Here is a 22,481-nt window from a genome sequence, read left to right as displayed (position 1 = left end):
GGGATCACCATGGAAGCTTTTGACTACCGTGGCGGTGAGCTGTTCGCGGAAGGTGTAGCTTTGTCCTCCATTGCCGAGCGCTTCGGCACGCCGACCTACGTCTACTCCCGCGCCCACATCGAGGCGCAGTACAACGCCTATGCCAATGCCCTCGCAGGCACGCCACACCTGGTGTGCTTCGCGGTGAAGGCCAACTCCAACCTGGGCGTGCTGAACGTCCTGGCGCGGCTCGGCGCCGGTTTCGACATCGTTTCCCGTGGCGAACTGGAACGTGTCCTGGCCGCCGGCGGCAGCGCGGACAAGATCGTCTTTTCCGGCGTCGGCAAGACCCGCGACGACATGCGCCGCGCCCTGGAAGTCGGCGTGCACTGCTTCAACATCGAGTCCACCGACGAGCTGGAGCGCCTGCAAGTGGTGGCGGCCGAGCTGGGCGTGCGGGCACCGATCTCGCTGCGGGTCAACCCGGACGTCGACGCCGGCACCCATCCGTACATCTCCACCGGGCTCAAGGAAAACAAGTTCGGCATCGCCATTGCCGATGCCGAGGATGTCTACATCCGCGCCGCCCAGCTGCCGAACCTGGAAGTACTGGGCGTCGATTGCCATATCGGTTCGCAACTGACCACCCTTGAGCCGTTCCTCGATGCCCTCGACCGCCTGCTGGCGCTGGTCGACCGGCTCGGCGAATGCGGCATCTACCTGCAGCACATCGACCTCGGTGGCGGCGTGGGCGTACGCTATCGCGACGAAGAGCCGCCGCTGGTGGCCGACTACATCAAGGCCGTGCGCGAGCGCACCGCCGGTCGCGACCTGGCGCTGATGTTCGAGCCGGGCCGCTACATCGTCGCCAATGCCGGCGTGCTGCTGACCCAGGTCGAGTACCTCAAGCACACCGAACACAAGGATTTCGCCATCGTCGACGCGGCGATGAACGACCTGATCCGCCCGGCCCTGTACGAGGCCTGGATGGACGTCAGCGCCGTGCGTCCGCGCGAAGGTGCCGGCCGTGTCTACGACATCGTCGGGCCGATCTGCGAGACCGGCGACTTCCTGGCCAAGGAACGTCAGCTGGCCCTCGAGGAAGGCGATCTGCTGGCCGTGCACTCGGCCGGCGCCTATGGTTTCGTCATGAGCTCCAACTACAACACTCGCGGCCGCGTGGCCGAAGTGCTGGTGGATGGCCAACAGATGTTCGAAGTGCGTCGTCGCGAGACGGTTGCCGAGCTGTATGCCGGCGAAAGCCTGCTGCCGGAGTAAGACCATGCTGCTGCGTTTCACCAAGATGCACGGCCTGGGTAACGACTTCATGGTCCTCGACCTGGTCAGCCAGCACGCGCACATCCAACCCAAGCACGCCAAGCTTTGGGGCGACCGCCACACCGGTATCGGCTTCGACCAGTTGCTGATCGTCGAGGCGCCGAGCAACCCGGAAGTGGATTTCCGCTATCGGATCTTCAACTCCGACGGTTCGGAAGTGGAACAGTGCGGCAACGGTGCCCGCTGTTTCGCCCGTTTCGTGCTCGACAAGCGCCTGACCGCCAAGCGCCAGATCCGTGTCGAAACCAAGAGCGGGGTCATCGAGCTGGATGTCCGCCAGGACGGCCAGATCAGCGTGAACATGGGCCCGCCGCGCCTGGTGCCGGCCGAGATCCCCTTCCAGGCCGAGAGCCAGGCCACCAGCTACACCGTGGACGTCGACGGCCAGAACATCGAGTTGGCCGCCGTGTCCATGGGCAATCCCCATGCGGTACTGCGGGTCAGCGACATCAACAGCGCGCCTGTGCATGAACTGGGGCCGAAGCTCGAACATCACCCGCGCTTCCCGGCCCGGGTCAACGTCGGCTTCCTGCAAGTGATTGACCGCCACCGGGCACAACTGCGAGTCTGGGAGCGTGGCGCCGGGGAAACCCAGGCCTGCGGGACCGGTGCCTGCGCCGCCGCGGTAGCCGCCATCAGCCAGGGCTGGATGGATTCGCCGGTCACCGTCGACCTGCCCGGCGGACGCCTGTCCATCGAATGGGCGGGTATCGGCCAGCCGGTGATGATGACTGGCCCTGCCGTTCGGGTGTATGAAGGACAAGTGCGTCTATAAGCGAGCCAATACCATGACCGACCAGCCTCAGGTTCCAGCCGAACAGCCCCACGAGCCGCCTGCACAGAGCCTTGAGGCGGCGCAGGTCGCCGCCTACCTGGAGGCGCATGCGGATTTCTTCGTCGAGCACGAGGAACTGCTGCCGGCGCTGCGCATTCCTCATCGACGCGGCGATACGGTGTCTCTGGTCGAGCGCCAGATGAAGATCCTCCGTGAGCGCAACATCGAAATGCGCCATCGCCTGTCGCAACTGATGGATGTCGCCCGCGACAACGATCGCCTGTTCGAGAAGACCCGCCGCCTGATCCTCGCCCTGATGGACGCCGCCAGCCTGGACGACCTGGTCATGGCCGTGGAAGACAGCCTGCGCCAGGATTTCCAGGTGCCCTTCGTCAGCCTGATCCTGTTCGGTGACAATGCCATGCCGGTAGGCCGCTGGGTCAGCCACGCCGAAGCCCAGCAGGCCATCGGCGGCCTGCTCTCGGAAGGCAAGAGCATCAGCGGCAGCCTGCGCGAGCACGAGCTGGACTTCCTGTTCGGCGAGGAACAACGCAAGCAGATCGGCTCCACCGCCGTGGTCGCCATCAGTCACCAGGGCGTACATGGCGTCCTCGCCGTGGCCAGCCGTGACCCGCAACACTACAAAAGTTCGGTAGGCACCCTGTTCCTCAGCTACATCGCCGAAGTCATGGGCCGCGTCATTCCGCGCTTCACCCCTGCCCTGCGCTCGGTGCGCTAGCCATGGAGCGACAGCTGGACGCCTACTGCGAACACCTGCGCAGTGAGCGCCAGGTGTCGCCCCACACGCTGCAAGCCTATCGCCGCGACCTGGACAAGGTCCTGGCCTATTGCACAAAGGAAAGTATCAGCAGCTGGAGCGCCCTGGATATCCAGCGCCTGCGCCGCCTGATCGCCCGCCTGCACCAGCAGGGCCAGTCCTCCCGCAGTCTGGCGCGCCTGCTTTCAGCGGTGCGCGGGCTGTACCAGTACCTCAACCGCGAGGGCCTGTGCGATCACGACCCGGCCACCGGCCTGGCACCACCCAAGGCTGAACGGCGCCTGCCCAAGACCCTGGACACCGACCGGGCCCTGCAACTGCTGGACGGGGCGATGGAGGACGACTTCATCGCCCGTCGCGACCAGGCCATTCTCGAGCTGTTCTACTCCTCGGGCCTGCGCCTGTCGGAGCTGACCGGGCTTGATCTGGAACAGTTGGACCTGGCCGACGGCCTGGTGCAGGTCCACGGCAAGGGCAGCAAGACCCGCGTCCTGCCGGTCGGCCGCAAAGCCCGGGAAGCCTTGCAGAGCTGGCTGCCGCTACGCGCCCTGAGCAACCCGGCGGACGATGCCGTGTTCGTCAGCCAGCAAGGCCGCCGTCTCGGCCCCCGGGCCATTCAACTGCGGGTCAAGGCCGCCGGCGAGCGCGAACTGGGGCAGAACCTGCATCCGCACATGCTCCGGCACTCCTTCGCCAGTCACCTGCTGGAGTCGTCCCAGGACCTGCGCGCCGTGCAGGAGCTGCTCGGCCACTCGGACATCAAGACCACGCAGATCTACACCCACCTGGACTTCCAGCACCTGGCAACCGTCTATGACAGCGCCCATCCCCGGGCCAAACGCAGCAAGGACAGTGAGTAATGACGATTCAGCTGATCACCTTCGACCTCGACGATACCCTGTGGGATACCGCGCCGGTGATCCACAGCGCGGAGAATGTCTTGCGCGAATGGCTGGCCGAACACGCACCGAACCTGGGTGGTGTGCCGGTGGAACACCTGTGGGCGATTCGCGAACGGGTGCTGCTCAAGGAGCCGGCGCTCAAGCACCGCATCAGCGCCTTGCGCCGCCGGGTGCTGTTCCATGCCCTGGAAGAGGCCGGTTACCCGCACGCACAGGCTTCGGAGCTGGCGGATCAGAGCTTCGAGGTGTTTATCCACGCCCGACACCAGATCGAGGTGTTTCCGGAGGTCGAGCCGACCCTGGAGGCCCTGGGCCGCTCCTTTGCCCTGGGGGTGATCACCAATGGCAACGCCGACGTACGCCGCCTCGGCCTTGCCGACTACTTCCGCTTTGCGCTGTGCGCCGAAGACATCGGCATTGCCAAGCCGGACTCACGCCTGTTCCATGAGGCCCTGGTGCGCGGCGGGAATATCCCGGCCAGCGCCGCGGTGCATATCGGCGACCACCCCGGGGATGACATTGCCGGGGCCCAGCAGGCGGGTCTGCGGGCGGTCTGGTACAACCCGACGGGCAAGGCCTGGGAAGCGGACCGGCAACCGGATGCGCAGGTTCGCAGCCTGACCGAGTTGCCTGCCCTGCTGGCCGGCTGGAACGCCCACACCTGATCAGCAGCCATGAAAAAGCCCGCGGCGACGGCGGGCTTTTTCAACGAAGCAGAAAGCAGACGCCGCGGCTCAGATAGGCCGGCTGCCGTACTTGTTGTCCGGCTTCTTGGGCGGATCGGCGACCACATTGGCCTCGACCTCCTGCACCTTGCCGCCACGAGCGAGGAACTCTTCCATGGCCTTGGCCAGGGCATCGCGCTCCTTGTTCTTGGCTTCGACACTCGGCAGCTCGTCAACCGACACCGCTGCCTTGGCCTTGCCCTTGGCGGTCGGTACCGGCGCGTCACCAGCATCGTCATCGGCAACGTCTACGTCGTCAGCTGCCGCTTCCAGACCTTCTTCGGTTTCGTCGTCTTCACCGACCTCGAGGTCGTCGTTTTCCAGATCATCGTCGCTCATGTTCTACCTCATGACTTGCGAAAAGCAGATTAGTTATAGCCCAGCTGCGCCGACTGTCGAAGGCCGCCAGAAAAAATTCAACATCCGCTGAACCACAGCGGCTTATGCCCCGTCACCGTAAAGGGTGGCAAGGACTTTGCGGGCACCGCCATGATCCCGGTGCTCGCCCAGATAGACACCTTGCCAGGTGCCCAGGGCCAACCGTCCCGCCGTCACCGGCAACGTCAGTTGACAGCCTAGCAAACTGGCCTTGAAGTGCGCCGGCAGATCGTCCGCGCCTTCGTCGTTGTGTTCATAATCGGCCTCGACCTGGGGTACCAGCCGGTTGAAAAAACGCTCGAAGTCACGACGGACCGCCGGATCGGCGTTCTCGTTGATGGTCAACGAAGCCGAGGTATGCTGCAGCCACAAATGCAACAGGCCGACCTGGCAGGCCTTGAGTTCAGGCAAGCCGTCGAGTAACTCCTGGGTCACCAAATGAAAACCCCGGGGCCTGGCCCGCAAGGTAATCAGTGTCTGTTGCCACATACAGTTCTCCGCCCTTCGGCGCGCATTCTAGCGCGCTCTGGAAAAAAGCAAAGCGCCTAATACTCTTGCTTTGCTGTAAGCAATCGGCCCTTACAAAAACACTCCGGGGGTTTGGCCGTAATGCCTTTGGATAAATCCTTTCAGTCCTTTTTTCAAGGATAAATTCCAGACAAAAAAAAGCCCGGCAAGCCGGGCATTTTTTTTGCTGCATTTACACGTTGTAGCCGCGCTCGTTGTGAAGCGCCAGGTCCAGGCCCACCGACTCGTCTTCGTCGGTTACACGCAGCCCCATCACGGCGTCCAGCACCTTGAGGATGATGAGCGTCGCGATTGCGGTGTAGATGACGGTGAAGCCGACACCTTTGCACTGGATCCAGACTTGTGCCGCGACGTCGGTGGTGGCTGCGTTGAAGCCGCCCATGGACGGTGCCGCGAACACACCGGTGAGGATCGCGCCGAGGATACCGCCGATACCGTGCACGCCGAAGGCGTCCAGGGAGTCGTCGTAGCCCAGTTTGCGTTTCAGGGTAGTGGCGCAGAAGAAGCACACCACACCGGCCGCCAGGCCGATGATCAGCGAGCCCATCGGGCCAACGGTACCGGCAGCCGGAGTAATGGCAACCAGGCCGGCAACCACGCCCGAAGCGATGCCCAGGGCACTTGGCTTACCGTGGGTCAGCCACTCGGCGAACATCCAGCCCAGGGCGGCGGCGGCGGTAGCGATCTGGGTGACCAGCATCGCCATACCGGCGGTGCCGTTGGCCGCCGATGCGGAACCGGCGTTGAAGCCGAACCAGCCGACCCACAGCATGGCCGCGCCCATCAGGGTGTAACCGAGGTTGTGTGGCGCCATCGGAGTGGTCGGGAAGCCTTTACGCTTGCCCAGCACCAGGCAGGCTACCAAACCGGCGACACCGGCGTTGATGTGCACCACGGTGCCGCCGGCGAAGTCGAGCACGCCCCAGTCGCCCAACAGGGAACCCGGACCGCTCCAGACCATGTGCGCAATCGGCGCATAGACCAGGGTGAACCACACGCCCATGAACACCAGCATCGCGGAGAACTTCATGCGTTCGGCGAAGGCACCGACGACCAGCGCCGGGGTGATGATGGCGAAGGTCATCTGGTAGGTGACGAACACCGCTTCGGGGAACAGCGCCGTCGGCCCGGTGATGCTGGCTGGCGTGATACCCGCGAGGAAGGCTTTGGCCAGGCTACCGACGAAGGAGTTGTAGTTGACGACGTTGGCTTCCATCCCGGTGGTATCGAACGCCATGCTGTAGCCATAAATGAACCACAGGATGGTGATCAGGCCGGTAATGGCGAAGCACTGCATCATCACGGAAAGAATGTTTTTCGAACGCACCATGCCGCCGTAGAACAGCGCGAGGCCTGGAATGGTCATGAACAGCACGAGGGCTGTGGAAGTCAGCATCCAGCTGGTATCGCCGGAATTGAGGACTGGAGCAGGTACCGGGTCCGCCGCCATGGCCAAGGCTGGCATTACGAGGGACAACAGGGCTCCTAGCCCTGCGAATTTACGCAGAGTCATATTGTTTTCTCCTGGGGCGTTGGGTTTGGCGGCTTAGATTGCGTCGGTATCGGTTTCGCCGGTACGGATGCGAATAGCCTGTTCCAGATTGACCACAAAGATCTTGCCGTCACCGATCTTGCCGGTGTTGGCAGCCTTGGTTATCGCTTCGATAACCCGGTCAAGATCCTTGTCGTCAATGGCGACGTCGATCTTCACCTTGGGCAGGAAATCGACCACATATTCCGCGCCGCGATACAGCTCGGTGTGACCTTTCTGCCGGCCAAATCCCTTGACCTCGGTAACGGTAATGCCCTGCACGCCGATCTCGGACAACGACTCGCGCACGTCGTCCAACTTGAACGGCTTGATGATGGCAGTGACTAGCTTCATGAAACTCTCTCCCGAATTGGTGGACTTGCCCCAGGAAAACAAACCCGACTCAAGTCTAAGCGCAGTGCCTGGCTTTGTAACGCATCGTCGGCCTTCATCGACCGCTCGACGCCAGCTAACCGCTGCCGGCGAAACTTCCCAGCTTCGTCTGCCGCACTGCATCCGTCACAGCGACTGCATCAGTGCATGGGTCACAGGCAACTAAGCAGAAAGCTTGCCAGCTCTGTAAAAACCAATGATTTCAATCCCTTGATCGCTGAGAGGGGCAAAAAGCCGCCTTGTGCCCGGGGTATACGCACAACAACGGTGCGCACTGCTCCGGCGCGATGCGCAAAAAGCGTGCACCCACACCCATGAAAATCACTATAGACACTGCGTGGTACACTGGTCGGTAATCAGTTTCCGGAACCTTAGCCATGCTTGCGCCCAAAGCCTTCCTCGATGCCCTGAGCGGCCACGCCTCCCGTCTGTTCAGCGGCGAAACACCCCTGCCCCGCCAGGAATTCGAAAGCCAGTTCAAGGTGCTGTTGCAGAGCGCCTTCAGCAAGCTGGACCTGGTCAGCCGGGAGGAGTTCGACAGCCAGATGGTGGTGTTGGCCCGTACCCGTGCGCGACTGGAGAGCCTGGAGGCGAAGGTGGCGGAGTTGGAAGCACGGCTGGCTCCAACCCAGCAACAATAAGCAGCATCAGGCGCAGCCCGGTGCGTCATGGCGCTATGCTCAAGCGCCTCTCGCCCCTGCTGAGCCAGGGTGGCTATAACCCGATCCTCGAACCCAACAGCCGCCCTCTCCCCCCGCCCCTATGATTCAGTGGTCGACCGTGACAAGCCAACCAGGCTTGTCACCCTCCCCCGAACATCGACCTAATTGTCCCCTTATTAGAATCAATCAATCTCGTTTTTGCCGGATTGTTTCGAGAGATGCCCAATAATAAAGTACACCCATGCCGCAGCCACTGACCGAAACGACAAGCTGCCGCGAACTCGATCGCTCAACACTCTCGACTCATAAGGAAATCAATCATGTCCAACCGCGAACTGCTCAACCCAACCAACTCCACCCTGATCCTGATCGACCACCAGCCGCAGATGTCCTTCGGCGTGCAATCGATCGATCGCCAGACCTTGAAGAACAACACCGTGGGCCTGGCCAAGGCGGCGAAGATCTTCAACGTGCCGACGATCTACACCTCGGTGGAAACCAAGAGCTTCAGCGGCTACATCTGGCCTGAGTTGCTGGCAGTGAACCCGGGCGCACAACCGATCGAGCGCACCTCGATGAACTCCTGGGAAGACAAGAAGTTCGTCGAGGCGGTGAAAGCCACCGGTCGCAAGAAGCTGATCATGGCCGCACTGTGGACCGAGGTGTGCCTGAACTTCCCGGCCCTGGAAGCCCTGGCCGAAGGTTTCGAGGTGTACATCGTCACCGACGCTTCCGGCGGTACCACCCAGGAAGCCCACGACATGTCCGTGCAGCGGATGATTCAAGCCGGCGCGGTACCGGTGACCTGGCAGCAAGTGTTGCTGGAATTCCAACGTGACTGGGCGCACAAGGAAACCTACGACGCGGTGATGGACCTGGTCCGCGAGCACAGCGGCGCCTACGGCATGGGCGTGGACTACGCCTACACCATGGTGCACAAGGCCCCGCAGCGCACTCTGAGCTGATCCTCCCGACGATTTGCCCGCCAGGCTGCACTGCTGGCGGGCTTGCATTGTATTCTCCAGAAGAAATGGAGTTCTCCCATGCCCCATGAAGGCAGCCTGCTGCAGGCCTCGGTCATTCTCCTGATGGCCGCTGTCATCATCGTTCCCCTGGCCAAGCGCCTTCAGCTCGGCGCCGTGCTCGGGTACTTGCTCGCTGGCGTGCTCATCGGCCCACAGGCACTGAAATTGCTGGGCAACGCGGAAAACGTCGCGCACTTTTCCGAGATGGGGGTGGTATTCCTGCTGTTCATTATCGGCCTGGAGCTATCGCCCAGGCGCCTCTGGCTGATGCGCAAGGCGGTATTCGGCGTTGGACTGGCCCAGGTGCTGCTCACCGGGCTGGTGATCGGCACGCTGGCCATCGTCGCCTTCGGCCAGACCCTCCAGGCGGCAGTCATCCTCGGATTGGGCCTGGCACTGTCATCGACGGCACTGGGATTGCAGAGCCTCGCCGAGAGCCGCCAATTGAACAGCCCCCACGGCCGGCTCGCCTTCGCCATCCTGCTGTTCCAGGACATCGCCGCTATTCCCCTTATCGCCCTGGTACCCCTGTTGGCGGTCACCGACGCGCAGGTCACCGGCGAAAGCGGCCTGGTCCACGGGTTGAAGGTACTCGGCAGCATTGCCGTCGTGGTGGTGGGTGGTCGCTACCTGCTGCGCCCGTTGTTCCGCACCGTGGCTCGCACCGGCCTGCCGGAAGTCGCCACCGCCACCGCGCTGCTGGTGGTGATGGGTACCGCCTGGCTGATGGAACTGGCGGGCGTGTCGATGGCGCTGGGGGCGTTCCTCGCTGGCCTGCTGCTGGCCGACTCGGAATATCGCCATGAGCTGGAGTCACAGATCGAGCCATTCAAGGGCCTGCTGCTGGGCTTGTTCTTCATGAGCGTGGGCATGGGCGCGAACCTGTCGCTGCTGTTCGAGAACCCCGGCCTGATTGTCGGCCTGACCCTCCTGCTGATCGCCCTCAAGCTACCCTTGCTGATGTTCGTCGCACGCATGGCCGGCGGGTTGTCGCGCATCGCGGCACTGCGCCTGGGCGTGGTACTGGCCGCCGGCGGAGAGTTCGCCTTTGTGGTCTTCAAGCTTGGCCAGAACCTGGGCCTGTTCGATGCGCGCACCTACGATACCCTGATCATGACCATCACCCTGTCGATGGCCGTCACCCCACTGCTGCTGATGGCCTGCGCGCGTGGGCTGAAGGCGCGTCCACAGCCGCCCAGGGAGGTGCCGGAGAATCTGAAGGCGATCCAGAGCGAAGGGCCCCGGGTGGTCATCGCCGGCATGGGTCGCGTTGGCCAGATCATTGCGCGGATCCTGCGTGCACAGGACATTCCCTTCGTCGCCCTGGACACCTCGATCGATACCATCGAGATGACCCGCAGCTTCGAGCACGTGCCAGTGTTCTATGGCGACCCCCTGCGCCCGGAAATCCTCAGTGCCGCCAAGGTCGGCGAGGCCGAATACTTCATCGTCGCCCTGGACGACCCGGAGAAAGCCGTGAAGACCGCGCAAACGGTGCAGCGCCTGTACCCTCAGGTCAAAGTCCTGGCCCGGGCCCGCAATCGACAGCACGTACACCAACTGTTCGATGCCGGTGCCGAGCCCGTGCGAGAGACCTTTTATTCGAGCCTGGAGATGACCCGTCGCACCCTGGAAGGACTCGGTATTTCCCCAACCCAGGCCGAGTACCGGATCCAGCAGTTCATGGCACATGATGAACAGGTGCTGGCAGCCCAGCGGCTGGTACGCGACGACACCTCGAAGATCAGGCAGACCGCGCAGGAAGCCCGACTGGAGCTGGCCCGGCTGTTCGAAAGTGATACGGGAGAACCGGAACAGGCGGTGCCACTCGATGCCCGGTAGATCGGCGCAAATAATCAGCCATGGATCGGGCTGCGAGATACCCTCATCACCCACTTTAAGATCCATCGCCAAAATCGTTAGCCTATAGGCATACAAATTCGGCTAGGGGGCGCTCAATAACAGACTTTTCGTGAGGTTGGACGTATGCATCAGGCGCAGTGAGGAAGACGTGTCACCTGATCCCTGATCGCTGCACCACGCTCGATTTCAGCTTTACGCAAATCGTAGGTCGATTGCAGGTTGAGCCAGAACTCGGGCGTGGTCTCCAGACAGATGGACAGCCTGAGCGCCATGTCCGCGCTGACACCGCGACGCTGAAGCACAATGTCGTTAACCGTTGGAGCAGAGACGTTCAACGCCCTTGCCAAGGCTGCAGCCGTCAGCCCCAACGGCTCCAGGTATTCTTCCTTGAGGATTTCTCCGGGGTGTACCGGACGCATACCGTTCTTGATCATTGCTCACCTCAGTGATAATCGACGATCTCGACATTTTCGGCCCCGTTAGGCCCCCAGATGAAGCAGACTCGCCATTGGTTGTTGATGCGAATACTGTGCTGCCCCTTGCGATTCCCTTCCAACGCCTCCAGGCGATTACCCGGAGGTGAACGAAGGTCCATCAAGGTAGATGCAGCATCGAGCATCGCCAGCTTCCGTTCCGCGACATTGATAATGGCTGACCACAAACGGGTCTTACCCTTACGGAAAAGCAATTCGGTCTCGGAACAGTTGAAGCTTACAATCATGATTAACTCTTAACGTTATTCATTAATCAAGTGTATCGCCTGGATACATAAAAGCAACCCGGCAAGACCCCCTCCCCAGCTACGCTTACAAAATCGCAGGAAGCGACCCACTTCGCATTCAAGGAACGCGCATGTCCCTGGCCATCGTCCACAGTCGCGCCCAGGTGGGCGTGGAAGCCCCCGCCGTCACCGTCGAAACCCATCTGGCCAACGGCCTGCCGACCCTGACGCTGGTCGGGCTGCCCGAAACCGCCGTGAAGGAAAGCAAGGACCGGGTCCGCAGCGCGATCCTCAACTCGGCCCTCGATTTCCCGGCCCGACGCATCACCCTCAATCTCGCCCCAGCCGACCTGCCTAAGGACGGCGGACGCTTCGATCTGGCGATTGCCCTCGGCATCCTCGCCGCCAGCGTGCAGGTGCCGGCCCTGACGCTGGACAATATGGAGTGCCTGGGCGAACTGGCCTTGTCCGGTGCCATCCGCCCGGTGCAAGGCGTATTGCCGGCGGCACTGGCCGCTCGCGCCGCCGGGCGCACCCTGGTGGTGCCGCAAGCCAATGCCGAAGAGGCCTCGCTGGCCTCCGGACTGACCGTGATTGCCGTCGACCATCTGCTGCAACTGGTGGCCCATCTCAACGGGCATGCGCCGATCAAACCCTTCGAATCCAGCGGCCTGTTGCACCTGAGCAAGCCCTATCCGGACCTGAGCGAGGTACAAGGCCAACTCGCCGCCAAACGCGCCCTGCTGATCGCCGCCGCCGGGGCTCACAACCTGCTGTTCAGCGGCCCTCCCGGTACCGGGAAAACCCTGCTCGCCAGCCGTCTGCCCGGTTTACTGCCGCCGCTGGACGAACAGGAAGCGCTGGAAGTTGCGGCCATCCAGTCGGTCGCCAGCCATGTGCCATTGAGCAGTTGGCCGCAGCGGCCGTTTCGCCAACCCCATCACTCGGCCTCGGGCCCGGCACTGGTAGGTGGCGGCCCTCGGCCGCGACCCGGTGAAATCACGCTGGCCCATCATGGCGTGCTCTTCCTGGATGAATTGCCGGAATTTGACCGCAAGGTACTGGAGGTTTTGCGCGAGCCGCTGGAGTCCGGCCATATCGTGATTGCCCGTGCCCGCGACCGGGTGCGCTTCCCGGCGCGCTTCCAACTGGTGGCGGCAATGAATCCCTGCCCCTGTGGATATCTTGGCGACCCCAGCGGACGCTGCCGCTGCACCCCGGAACAGATCCAGCGCTACAGCAACAAACTCTCCGGCCCGCTGCTGGACCGCATCGACCTGCACCTGACTGTGGCCCGCGAAGCCACGGCGCTCAGCCCCATCCGCCAGGACGGCGACAGCACCGCCCAGGCCGCCGCCCACGTCGCCGAAGCCCGACAACGCCAGCAACAACGCCAAGGCTGCGCCAATGCATTTTTGGATTTACCGGGGTTACGTGCGCACTGCAAGTTATCCACAGGCGATGAAAAGTGGCTGGAAACGGCATGTGAACGACTGACGCTTTCGCTACGGGCAGCCCATCGGCTGCTCAAGGTGGCACGTACGTTGGCGGACCTGGAACAGGTGGACAACATAGGCCGGGATCATCTGGCCGAAGCGTTGCAATATCGGCCAGTGTCCCAATAGACATGACATCGCGTGAACAAGGCTAGGCCGAAACATCACGTCATCGGCCCGCCTATCCCCAGAGGGTTATTCCTTGCTCAAATCCACCAACGGCGTGCCCCGCACCTCCGTCTTGCGCCCGTCCTGAATCTGCGTCACCCGCTGCACCGCCTTATCCACAGCCGCCTTGTCCGCCAGCAGGCTGTAACTGATCTGGAACTGGCGTTTCTGCCCGGCCTCGATAGTCGGCACCAGCCCCAAGGGACGCTGATAATGGCGGTTATAGGAAAAGCTGGTACCCGGCTCCAGCCCGGTGACATAGCCCTGGCCCTGGGTATCGGTGTTTTTCCACAGGGAGAACACCGGCAACTGCTGGGTATTGAAGCCGAGCGAAACCCCGAGACTACCGGCCTTGTTATGCAACACCGCCAGGGTATCGCCCTTGGCATCGCCATACGGCACGACGTTGTAGACGGTCTCGTCATAGTCCTTGGTCGGCGCGCGATAGGTCTGCCAATCCGGCAGGTCACCCTTGGCCTTGTCGTTGAATGGCGATACCTGCTTCACCGGCGCCACGAAACGCGCGCCCTGCTCCAGGAACGGGGTGCTGAAGTTGCTGTGATACAGCGCCTGGTATTCCTTCGGATAGTCGCCGTTGTTGGTCAAGGTGTCGTTGAGCGCAAAACTCACGCTGCCGGGCAGCGTCGACAGTTCGGTGACCACGGAGAAGTCGACCTTCTTGAACGCCTGCTCCTTCAACTCGCCTTGCAACCGAATGGCGTAAGGCGGTTGTTCATCGATATGCAGGGTGACCTTGCTGGCCGGAATGTTCGCCGCCCGCCCATGCAAGGTGAGCAGTTCGCCGTTATCGAGCCCCGGATGCCCGACCCACTCATAGCCGCAACGCACCACCAACTCATTGAAGCCCTCCAACCAACCCAGGCCGCCGCGACCGTTGAGCTCGATAAAGGACGGATTGACCACTTCCTTGACCGGCGAATCCCAGCCCATGCGTACATTGCCCACGGAGGCATGCAGGACGTTCATGCCCCGCGTCGGCACCACCGACAGTTTCATCGTGCCATTGTCGATATCGACGATGCTGACCCCTTCCTGGCGACCGCCGTGCAAGGTGCGCATCGTTACGGAGAAGGGTTTGGCGGTCTTGATCCCCAGTTGCTGGCTGGTGATCTGGCGGTTCTGCGCGGGTGTGTCGCTGTCGAGCAGCACGTAATCCCAGGCCATGGCGTGGGAAGCGGCGGTCAAGGCGGTGACGCCGAAGAGCAATCGGAGGGAGGTCATGGGCGGTCCTTATTGGAGTTGTTCGACTTTTATAGCGCTGATGAAACGTTTCAGCAAGCTAGCCGAACAAATACCGCCGAGAAAACCGTATCAGCCCAACCGCTGGACTTCAGGCAGGACCATGGCGGCGACCTCGCCCTGGAGGAAATCGCTGAGACGTCGCAGGCGCTCTCCGCCCGGTCGGGTTTTCGGCCAGACCAGGTAATATTTCTCACCGCTGTCGACGGCGGTCGGCCACGGCAGGCTCAGACGCCCTTGCGCCACGTCCTCGGCCACCATCAGCAGGTCGCCCATGGACACCCCGTACCCCCGAGCGGCGGCAATCATGCCCAGCTCCAGGGTATCGAACACCTGGCCGCCCTTGAGGGAGATCCGTTCGGACAGGCCCATGCGCTCCAGCCAACTGCGCCAATCTCGACGATCGGGTGTCGGATGCAGCAACTCGACGCCGGCCAGGCGCTCGGCATCCCAAGGCTGCTCGTTGAGCAGCGTCGGTGCCCCCACCGGAATCAACCACTCGGAAAACAGGTAGCTGGCCTCCCAATCGGGCGGGAAATGACCGTTGCTGAGCAATACCGCGCAATCAAACGGCTCCTGGTTGAAGTCCACGCTGTCGACATCCATCCAGGCACTGGTGAGCTGGACCTCATTGCCCTTCTGCAAATGCCGGAAGCGGCTGAGCCGGGCCAGCAGCCAACGCATGGTCAGGGTCGAGGGTGCCTTCATGCGCAGCACGTCGTCTTCGGCGCGCAAGGTATTGCAGGCCCGTTCCAGGGCACTGAACCCCTCGCGAATCCCCGGCAGCAGCAAACGCGCCGATTCGGTCAGTTGCAGGTTGCGCCCGTTACGCTGGAACAGCCGACAGGCGAAGTGCTCTTCCAGCGTGCGAATGTGCCGACTGACCGCACTCTGGGTAATGGACAGCTCCTCCGCCGCCCGGGTGAACGAACTGTGGCGCGCCGCCGCTTCAAAGGCGCGCAAGGCATAGAGAGGAGGCAGACGACGGGACATGGGGGGCGCTCCGATAACGCAATGAGCCAACCCTAGCAGAAACTGCCTTGCATGAGTTTTTATCATGCGAGCAATCGGTTTTATCCCTTTGTGCAAATCACCCCGAACGCTGAAAATCAACGGTTCTCACTGCCTTCCACCTGTCGAGCCTGATGATCATGAAGCATTCAGCACGCACCGAACTCTGGGCCATCCTGCGGCTGTCCGGGCCGCTGATCGCCTCGCAGTTGGCGCACATGCTGATGGTGCTGACCGATACGCTGATGATGGCCCGACTCAGCCCCGAGGCCTTGGCAGGCGGTGGCCTGGGCGCGGCGAGCTATTCGTTCGTGTCGATTTTCTGCATTGGCGTGATCGCGGCAGTGGGCACCCTGGTCTCCATTCGCCAGGGCGCCGGCGATGTCGAAGGCGCGACCCGCCTGACCCAGGCCGGGCTGTGGCTGGCCTGGGCGATGGCCCTGGCGGCCGGCCTGCTGCTGTGGAACCTCAAGCCGGTGCTGCTGATGTTCGGCCAGACGCCCAGCAACGTGCATGCCGCCGGACAGTTCCTCACGGTGCTGCCGTTCGCCCTGCCCGGCTACCTGAGCTTCATGGCCCTGCGCGGTTTCACCAGCGCCCTGGGCCGCGCCACGCCGGTGATGGTGATCAGCCTGTGCGGGACCGTGGCCAACTTTGTCCTCAACTACGCCCTGATCACCGGGATGTTCGGCTTGCCCAAGCTGGGCCTGGTGGGTATCGGCCTGGTCACCGCCCTTGTCGCAAGCTGCATGGCCCTGGCGTTGGCCTGGCATATCAGGCGGCATCCGGCGTACCACCACTACCCCTTGCTGCGGGGTCTGTCGCAGCCGAATTGGCAGTATCTGCGCGAGCTCTGGCGCCTGGGCCTGCCGATTGGCGGCACCTATGCCGTGGAAGTCGGGCTGTTCGCCTTTGCCGCGCTGTGCATGGGCACCATGGGCAGTACGCAACTGGCCGCGCACCAGATCGCCCTGCAGATCGTCTCGGCGGCCTTCATGGTGCCGGCGGGGATCTCCTACGCCATCACCCTGCGCATAGGCCAGCACTATGGCGCCGGGCAACTGCTGGACGCGCGCCTGACCGGTCGGGTCGGCATCGCCTTCGGCGCGGCCGCCATGCTGGCCTTTGCCGCACTGTTCTGGCTGGCGCCGAATCAGTTGGTGGGGCTGTTCCTGGACCGCAACGACCCGGCGTTCCAGCCGGTCATCGAACTGGCTGTCAGCCTGCTGGCGGTGGCCGCCTGGTTCGAGTTGTTCGATGGCACCCAGACCATCGCCATGGGCGCGATTCGCGGCCTGAAAGACGCCAAGACCACCTTCCTCGTCGGTCTTGGCTGCTACTGGCTGATCGGAGCCCCGGCGGCGTGGCTGCTGGCGTTCGACTTCAACGGCGGGCCGACCGGTGTCTGGTGGGGCCTGGCGCTGGGCCTGGCCTGCGCGGCCGTGAGCCTGACGCTGGCGTTCGAATGGCGGATGAAGCGGATGCTGGGACGCCATCCGGCTTCAAGCCCACAACCCAGCGTCATGGATGCGGCCTGAGCCAACGGGCTGCATCGGGCGGCGTCAGGCCCCTTCCTGCACCGCCGGCAGGCTGGCGCCAAAGGTCAGGTACTCCAGCAGATCCGCCAGCGGCAACGGCTTGCTGATCAGGTAACCCTGGACCTGGTCGCAGCCGAAGTCACGCAGCAGCGCCAGTTGCTCCGGCGTTTCCACCCCTTCGGCAACCACGTCCAGATGAAGGTTGTGGGCCAGGTTGATCATGGCATGCACCAGCTTGCGGTTTTCCTCACGCAGCTCCATGCCGCCGACAAAACTCTTGTCCACCTTGAGCAAGGCGATCGGCAGGCTGTTGAGGTGCACGAAGGAGGAAAACCCGGTGCCGAAATCGTCCAGGGAAAAGCGCACCCCCAGCCGCCCCAGGGCATCCATGGTCTGCTTGACCAGGTCGCTGCGGCGCATCACCGCGGTTTCGGTCAGCTCGAACTCCAACCACTGCGCCTCGACGCCGCGCTCGGCAATCAGCCGACTCAAGGTCGGGAGCAGCTGGCTGTCCTGGAACTGCCGGAACGACAGGTTGACCGCCATGTGCAACGGCGCCAGCCCGCGCTCGCGCAGGGTCTGCATATCCCGCAACGCCCGGGAGATCACCCAGTAGCCCAATGGCACGATCAGCCCGCTCTGCTCGGCCAGGGGCACGAACTCGCTGGGTGGCAACAACCCGCGTTCGCCATGACGCCAGCGCACCAGGGCTTCGAGGCCGACGATCTGGCCGCTGCCCAGGTCCAGGCGCGGCTGGTAATGCAATTCCAGTTCGTCACGGCGCAGGGCCCGGCGCAACTCGCTTTCCAGATCGGCGAGGCTGCGGGCGTTGCGATTGATGCGCTCATTGAAGGTGTGGAAGGTGCAGCCCTGGGTGCTCTTGGCCTGCTGCATGGCGATATGGGCGTGCCACATCAGCGGGTCGGCACCGGCGTTGGCACGGCTATGGGCGATGCCCAGGCTGCAACCGATCAGCAGGCTCTCGCCGTCGACCCAGTAGGGTTCGGCCATGGCCTCGACAATCCGTTCGGCCACGCGCTCGGCCCGCTGGGGGGCGCGGCGGGTGTCGATCAGCAGGGCGAATTCGTCGCTGCCCAGGCGCGCCAGTTGATCACCGGCCTCGAGCTGGCCCTTGAGCCGCGCAACCACCTGCAGGATCAGCCGGTCGCCGGCCTGATGACCCAGGGCGTCGTTGGCATGCCGGAAATTGTCCAGGTCCAGGTGCCCGAGAGCCAGGCCGCGCCCTGCGTTCTCGGCCAGCCGCGCCGCCAGCAGGGTCTGGAAACCCTGGCGATTGGCGATGCCGGTCAGCGGGTCCTGCTCGGCCAGGCGCTGCAAGGTGTTTTCCAGCACGCCGCGTTCACGCACATGACGCAGGCAACGGCGCAAGGTCGGCGCATCGAGCCCCTGGCGAACCAGCCAGTCACTGGCCCCCAAGGGCGCGATCAAGGGCTCTTCTTCCAGCAGCAGCACGGTGGGCAGGCGGCAGCGCCCCGGCGCCGGTTGCAAGCCCGGCACCGTCAACAACAGCGCCGCGCGGTCGGCGTCGAACAACCGGCTGACCGCCTCCCAGGACGGCGCATGGATCAGCACGGTCGAGTCTCCCATCGGAGCCAGACACTCGCGCAACAAGGCCGCCCACTCCGGCTCATCGGCCAGTAGCAGCAAACGCAAGGGTTCAACAGGCGTAGTCAAGCTGACTCCCTAGACTCTGCAAAAAACGTTGGCGATCAACATTGCGACACGCTCTGGAGGCAATCTTAAATACGATTGATTATCAAGTGCTTTGCTCTGTAGCACAAATGTGAACAATAGCTCGAAATTTGTCGCGCATCCTGCGGGAAAGTAACAAAACCGGCAAATTTAGATAGCGGGGCGCGTCACAGTGTCGGAGAGTCGCGGCAGAATCCGTCCAGCCTGTTAAAATGCCCGCCCTTTTTTCGCAGCAGACTTCTGACTCCGTCATGTCCCGACTCAACCCCCGGCAGCAAGAAGCCGTGAACTACGTCGGCGGCCCTCTTTTGGTGCTCGCCGGTGCCGGCTCCGGCAAAACCAGCGTGATCACCCGCAAGATCGCCCATCTGATCCAGAACTGCGGCATCCGTGCCCAGTACATCGTCGCCATGACCTTTACCAACAAGGCCGCGCGGGAAATGAAGGAGCGGGTCGGTACCCTGCTCAGGGGCGGAGAAGGCCGCGGCCTGACGGTGTCCACCTTCCACAACCTGGGGTTGAACATCATCCGCAAGGAGCATGTGCGGCTGGGCTACAAGCCGGGCTTCTCGATCTTCGACGAGACCGACGTCAAGGCCCTGATGACCGACATCATGCAGAAGGAGTACGCGGGCGACGACGGCGTCGACGAGATCAAGAACATGATCGGCTCGTGGAAAAACGACCTGATCCTGCCGCCCGAAGCCCTGGAGAACGCGCGCAATCCCAAGGAGCAGACCGCGGCCATCGTCTACACCCACTACCAGCGTACGCTCAAGGCGTTCAACGCGGTGGACTTCGACGACCTGATTCTGCTGCCGGTGAAACTGTTCCAGGAACATGACGACATCCTGGAAAAGTGGCAGAACAAGGTCCGCTACCTGCTGGTGGACGAATACCAGGACACCAACGCCAGCCAGTACCTGCTGGTGAAACTGCTGATCGGCAAGCGCCACCAGTTCACCGTGGTGGGTGACGACGACCAGTCGATCTACGCCTGGCGCGGCGCGCGGCCGGAGAACCTGATGCTGCTCAAGGACGACTATCCGTCCTTGAAAGTGGTGATGCTGGAGCAGAACTACCGCTCCACCAGCCGTATCCTGCGCTGCGCCAACGTGCTGATCTCCAACAACCCGCACGAATTCGAAAAGCAGCTGTGGAGCGAAATGGGCCACGGCGACGAAATCCGCGTGATCCGTTGCCGCAACGAGGACGCCGAGGCCGAGCGCGTGGCCATGGAGATCCTCAGCCTGCACCTGCGCACCGACCGGCCCTACAGTGATTTCGCCATCCTCTACCGGGGCAACTACCAGGCCAAGCTGATCGAACTGAAGCTGCAGCACCACCAGATCCCCTATCGTCTGTCGGGCGGCAACAGCTTTTTCGGACGTCAGGAAGTCAAGGACCTGATGGCCTACTTCCGCCTGATCGTGAACCCGGACGACGACAACGCCTTCCTGCGGGTGATCAACGTGCCGCGCCGGGAGATCGGCTCGACCACCCTGGAAAAGCTCGGCAACTACGCCACCGAACGCAAGATCTCGATGTACGCCGCCACCGACGAAATCGGCCTGGGCGAACACCTGGACAGCCGCTTCACCGATCGCCTGTCGCGCTTCAAGCGCTTCATGGACCGGGTGCGTGAGCAGTGCGCCGGCGAAGACCCGATCTCGGCCCTGCGCAGCATGGTCATGGACATCGACTACGAGAACTGGCTGCGCACCAACAGCTCCAGCGACAAGGCCGCGGACTACCGGATGAGCAACGTCTGGTTCCTCATCGAAGCGCTGAAGAACACCCTGGAAAAGGACGAAGACGGCGACATGACCGTCGAAGACGCCATCGGCAAGCTGGTGCTGCGCGACATGCTCGAGCGCCAGCAGGAAGAAGAGGACGGTGCCGAAGGCGTGCAGATGATGACCCTGCACGCGTCCAAGGGGCTGGAGTTCCCCTACGTGTTCATCATGGGCATGGAGGAGGAAATCCTCCCGCACCGCTCCAGCATCGAGGCCGATACCATCGAGGAGGAACGGCGCCTGGCCTACGTTGGCATTACCCGTGCCCGTCAGACCCTGGCCTTCACCTTTGCCGCCAAGCGCAAGCAATACGGCGAGGTCATCGACTGCGCGCCGAGCCGTTTCCTCGATGAGCTGCCACCGGACGACCTGGCCTGGGAAGGCAACGACGACACGCCGACCGAAGTGAAGGCCGTGCGCGGCAATTCGGCGCTGGCGGATATACGCGCGATGTTAAAGCGCTAGAATTGAGCACTTTTTAATCTATCTTCAGCGCACAAGGCGCTATTCGAGGACGTTCCGTGGAAGCACTGCACAAGAAAATTCGCGAAGAAGGCATCGTGCTTTCCGATCAGGTCCTGAAGGTCGACGCCTTCCTGAATCACCAGATCGACCCGCAGTTGATGAAACTGATCGGTGACGAATTCGCCACACTGTTCGCCGACTCGGGCATCACCAAGATCGTCACCATCGAGGCCTCGGGGATTGCCCCGGCGATCATGACCGGGTTGAACCTCGGCGTGCCGGTGATTTTCGCCCGCAAGCACCAGTCGTTGACCCTGACTGAAAACCTGCTGTCGGCGACGGTGTATTCCTTCACCAAGCAGGTGGAAAACACCGTGGCGATTTCCCCGCGCCACCTGACCAGCAGCGATCGCGTGCTGATCATCGATGACTTCCTGGCCAACGGCAAAGCGTCCCAGGCGCTGATCTCGATCATCAAGCAGGCCGGCGCCACCGTGGCGGGCCTGGGCATCGTGATCGAAAAATCCTTCCAGGGCGGCCGCGCAGAGCTGGATGCCCAGGGGTATCGCGTGGAATCGCTGGCCCGGGTCAAATCCCTGGCCGGAGGGGTCGTGAGCTTTCTCTGACAAGCGCCCGGGGATCAGAGGCCTATCGCGCTCGAGCCCCGCAGCGAACCGGATAACTTGAACAGCTCGCTGTCGGTCTTGATCCCCAGCTTGCGGTAGGCCGACTGTTTCTGCGTGCTGATGGTATTGGCGCTGCGCGAGAACTTGGCGGCAATCCCGTTCACCGACATGCCATCCAGGAAACAGCGCAACACTTCCCGCTCCCTCGGCGAAAGAATCTCCTCGTGGGCAAAGGCGCACGTCTGCTCAGCGGCGACCGACGCCTTGCACAGCGCCGCCTCCGACACCCCCACCTCCCGGGCCATGGCCGGGTGCAGGTAGATCTTGCCGCAGGCCACCGTACGGATGGCGGCCGCCAGCTCGTCCAGCCGCTGGGACTTGCCAAAGAACCCCCAGCTTCCCGCCTGCAGGGCCAGTGACACGGTCGCGGGCGTGTAATGCGCCGACAGCACCAGGGTCCTGCATTCGGGATAACGCACCCTGAGTGCCCGGATCAGGTTGATGCCGTCGATCTCCATCGGACCGAGCATGAAATCGACGACGACGATATCGGGCCGCTGCTTGGCCAGCGCGGCGAACAATTCCCCACTCGTGGAAAAGGAACCGACGACCTCGAGATCGGACTCCTTGGATAACCACAAGGCCGTGCCGACCCTTATCACCTCATGGTCGTCCAGCAGCATAACGGTGCGGGGACCAGGAAATACGTAACTCATCTTGGATCAGACCTCCTGAACGATAAAGCCAGGCCGGCAACGGGGGGGCCCGGCTAAGACCTACAGAACTTTCAGACTTATAGCAGCCGACACC

General features: G+C 62.8%; 22 protein-coding genes. 12 read left to right on the top strand and 10 right to left on the bottom strand.

Features of this window, described 5'->3' with window-relative positions; translation table 11 throughout:
• Positions 1-9 precede the first annotated feature (9 nt).
• The 5 genes from lysA to NUH87_RS18220 are packed head-to-tail and all read left to right on the top strand — an operon-like array spanning position 10 to position 4,437.
• Entirely contained in the window at positions 10-1,257 is a 1,248-nt protein-coding gene (lysA, locus tag NUH87_RS18240) for a diaminopimelate decarboxylase (protein WP_338522149.1), read from the top strand.
• Between the two features lie 4 nt (positions 1,258-1,261).
• Positions 1,262-2,092: a diaminopimelate epimerase gene (dapF, locus tag NUH87_RS18235; protein ID WP_338522148.1), complete on the top strand. Its 831-nt coding sequence runs from the start codon at positions 1,262-1,264 to the stop codon at positions 2,090-2,092.
• 13 nt (positions 2,093-2,105) lie between these two features.
• Positions 2,106-2,831 carry a DUF484 family protein gene (locus tag NUH87_RS18230; RefSeq protein ID WP_040071664.1) on the top strand — a complete coding sequence of 242 codons (726 nt, stop codon included), beginning with the start codon at positions 2,106-2,108 and terminating at the stop codon, positions 2,829-2,831.
• Between the two features lie 2 nt (positions 2,832-2,833).
• Positions 2,834-3,730, top strand: a complete 897-nt coding sequence (gene xerC / locus NUH87_RS18225; RefSeq protein ID WP_338522147.1) for a tyrosine recombinase XerC — start codon at positions 2,834-2,836, stop codon at positions 3,728-3,730.
• Positions 3,730-4,437: an HAD-IA family hydrolase gene (locus NUH87_RS18220; protein WP_338522146.1), complete on the top strand. Its 708-nt coding sequence runs from the start codon at positions 3,730-3,732 to the stop codon at positions 4,435-4,437. Before xerC ends, NUH87_RS18220 begins: the two co-directional genes overlap by 1 nt.
• Before the next feature lie 69 nt (positions 4,438-4,506).
• On the opposite strand, the gene sutA is transcribed toward NUH87_RS18220, so the two are convergent.
• The 4 genes from sutA to glnK all read right to left on the bottom strand — a co-directional run bounded on the left by sutA (position 4,507) and on the right by glnK (position 7,288).
• Positions 4,507-4,836, bottom strand: coding sequence for a transcriptional regulator SutA (sutA, locus tag NUH87_RS18215; RefSeq protein ID WP_338522145.1), 330 nt, complete (start codon positions 4,834-4,836; stop codon positions 4,507-4,509).
• A gap of 102 nt (positions 4,837-4,938) precedes the next feature.
• Positions 4,939-5,364, bottom strand: a complete 426-nt coding sequence (locus NUH87_RS18210) for a secondary thiamine-phosphate synthase enzyme YjbQ (RefSeq protein ID WP_040071668.1) — start codon at positions 5,362-5,364, stop codon at positions 4,939-4,941.
• A 211-nt stretch (positions 5,365-5,575) separates the two neighbouring features.
• Positions 5,576-6,916, bottom strand: coding sequence for an ammonium transporter (locus NUH87_RS18205; RefSeq protein WP_040071669.1), 1,341 nt, complete (start codon positions 6,914-6,916; stop codon positions 5,576-5,578).
• Positions 6,917-6,949: 33 nt separating this feature from the next.
• Positions 6,950-7,288, bottom strand: a complete 339-nt coding sequence (glnK, locus tag NUH87_RS18200; protein WP_002555808.1) for a P-II family nitrogen regulator — start codon at positions 7,286-7,288, stop codon at positions 6,950-6,952.
• A 416-nt stretch (positions 7,289-7,704) separates the two neighbouring features.
• On the opposite strand from glnK, the gene NUH87_RS18195 reads away from it, so the two are divergent.
• From NUH87_RS18195 to NUH87_RS18185, 3 genes are all read left to right on the top strand, one after another.
• Positions 7,705-7,968: an accessory factor UbiK family protein gene (locus NUH87_RS18195; protein WP_338522144.1), complete on the top strand. Its 264-nt coding sequence runs from the start codon at positions 7,705-7,707 to the stop codon at positions 7,966-7,968.
• A 341-nt stretch (positions 7,969-8,309) separates the two neighbouring features.
• Complete coding sequence (locus tag NUH87_RS18190; RefSeq protein ID WP_338522143.1) at positions 8,310-8,954, top strand: hydrolase; 645 nt, start codon at positions 8,310-8,312, stop codon at positions 8,952-8,954.
• Between the two features lie 78 nt (positions 8,955-9,032).
• Positions 9,033-10,856, top strand: a complete 1,824-nt coding sequence (locus NUH87_RS18185; protein WP_338522142.1) for a monovalent cation:proton antiporter-2 (CPA2) family protein — start codon at positions 9,033-9,035, stop codon at positions 10,854-10,856.
• Positions 10,857-11,005: 149 nt separating this feature from the next.
• Here the strand turns inward: NUH87_RS18185 and NUH87_RS18180 are convergent, their stop codons facing one another.
• Positions 11,006-11,311 (bottom strand): HigA family addiction module antitoxin, encoded by a 306-nt coding sequence (locus tag NUH87_RS18180; RefSeq protein ID WP_338522141.1) that lies wholly within the window; start codon positions 11,309-11,311, stop codon positions 11,006-11,008.
• Positions 11,312-11,319: 8 nt separating this feature from the next.
• Positions 11,320-11,598, bottom strand: coding sequence for a type II toxin-antitoxin system RelE/ParE family toxin (locus NUH87_RS18175; RefSeq protein ID WP_338522139.1), 279 nt, complete (start codon positions 11,596-11,598; stop codon positions 11,320-11,322).
• Positions 11,599-11,729: 131 nt separating this feature from the next.
• Here NUH87_RS18175 and NUH87_RS18170 point away from each other — a divergent pair, with 131 nt between their 5' ends.
• Positions 11,730-13,223: a YifB family Mg chelatase-like AAA ATPase gene (locus NUH87_RS18170; RefSeq protein WP_338522138.1), complete on the top strand. Its 1,494-nt coding sequence runs from the start codon at positions 11,730-11,732 to the stop codon at positions 13,221-13,223.
• Positions 13,224-13,289: 66 nt separating this feature from the next.
• Here the strand turns inward: NUH87_RS18170 and NUH87_RS18165 are convergent, their stop codons facing one another.
• Both NUH87_RS18165 and NUH87_RS18160 read right to left on the bottom strand, forming a co-directional pair.
• A complete protein-coding gene (locus NUH87_RS18165; protein WP_338522136.1) occupies positions 13,290-14,504 on the bottom strand; it encodes an aldose 1-epimerase family protein in 1,215 nt (404 codons plus the stop codon).
• Positions 14,505-14,594: 90 nt separating this feature from the next.
• Positions 14,595-15,515 (bottom strand): LysR substrate-binding domain-containing protein, encoded by a 921-nt coding sequence (locus tag NUH87_RS18160; RefSeq protein ID WP_338522135.1) that lies wholly within the window; start codon positions 15,513-15,515, stop codon positions 14,595-14,597.
• A gap of 152 nt (positions 15,516-15,667) precedes the next feature.
• Between NUH87_RS18160 and NUH87_RS18155 the strand changes: the two genes are divergently transcribed.
• Positions 15,668-17,071 carry a NorM family multidrug efflux MATE transporter gene (locus tag NUH87_RS18155; RefSeq protein WP_338522134.1) on the top strand — a complete coding sequence of 468 codons (1,404 nt, stop codon included), beginning with the start codon at positions 15,668-15,670 and terminating at the stop codon, positions 17,069-17,071.
• Between the two features lie 24 nt (positions 17,072-17,095).
• Here NUH87_RS18155 and NUH87_RS18150 read toward each other — a convergent pair whose 3' ends face one another.
• Entirely contained in the window at positions 17,096-18,766 is a 1,671-nt protein-coding gene (locus tag NUH87_RS18150; RefSeq protein WP_338522133.1) for a bifunctional diguanylate cyclase/phosphodiesterase, read from the bottom strand.
• Between the two features lie 269 nt (positions 18,767-19,035).
• Between NUH87_RS18150 and rep the strand changes: the two genes are divergently transcribed.
• Together rep and NUH87_RS18140 are read left to right on the top strand one after the other, a co-directional pair.
• Positions 19,036-21,045, top strand: coding sequence for a DNA helicase Rep (gene rep, locus NUH87_RS18145; protein ID WP_338522131.1), 2,010 nt, complete (start codon positions 19,036-19,038; stop codon positions 21,043-21,045).
• Between the two features lie 56 nt (positions 21,046-21,101).
• Entirely contained in the window at positions 21,102-21,671 is a 570-nt protein-coding gene (locus NUH87_RS18140; RefSeq protein WP_040071678.1) for a xanthine phosphoribosyltransferase, read from the top strand.
• A 14-nt stretch (positions 21,672-21,685) separates the two neighbouring features.
• Here the strand turns inward: NUH87_RS18140 and NUH87_RS18135 are convergent, their stop codons facing one another.
• Positions 21,686-22,354 carry a response regulator transcription factor gene (locus NUH87_RS18135; RefSeq protein ID WP_338526856.1) on the bottom strand — a complete coding sequence of 223 codons (669 nt, stop codon included), beginning with the start codon at positions 22,352-22,354 and terminating at the stop codon, positions 21,686-21,688.
• Between the last annotated feature and the right edge of the window lie 127 nt (positions 22,355-22,481).

This window comes from Pseudomonas batumici (assembly GCF_036585405.1).
GTDB lineage: Bacteria > Pseudomonadota > Gammaproteobacteria > Pseudomonadales > Pseudomonadaceae > Aquipseudomonas > Aquipseudomonas batumici.
The sequence above is the reverse complement of the archived record's forward strand: the minus strand, read 5'-3'. Positions and strand labels throughout refer to the sequence as shown.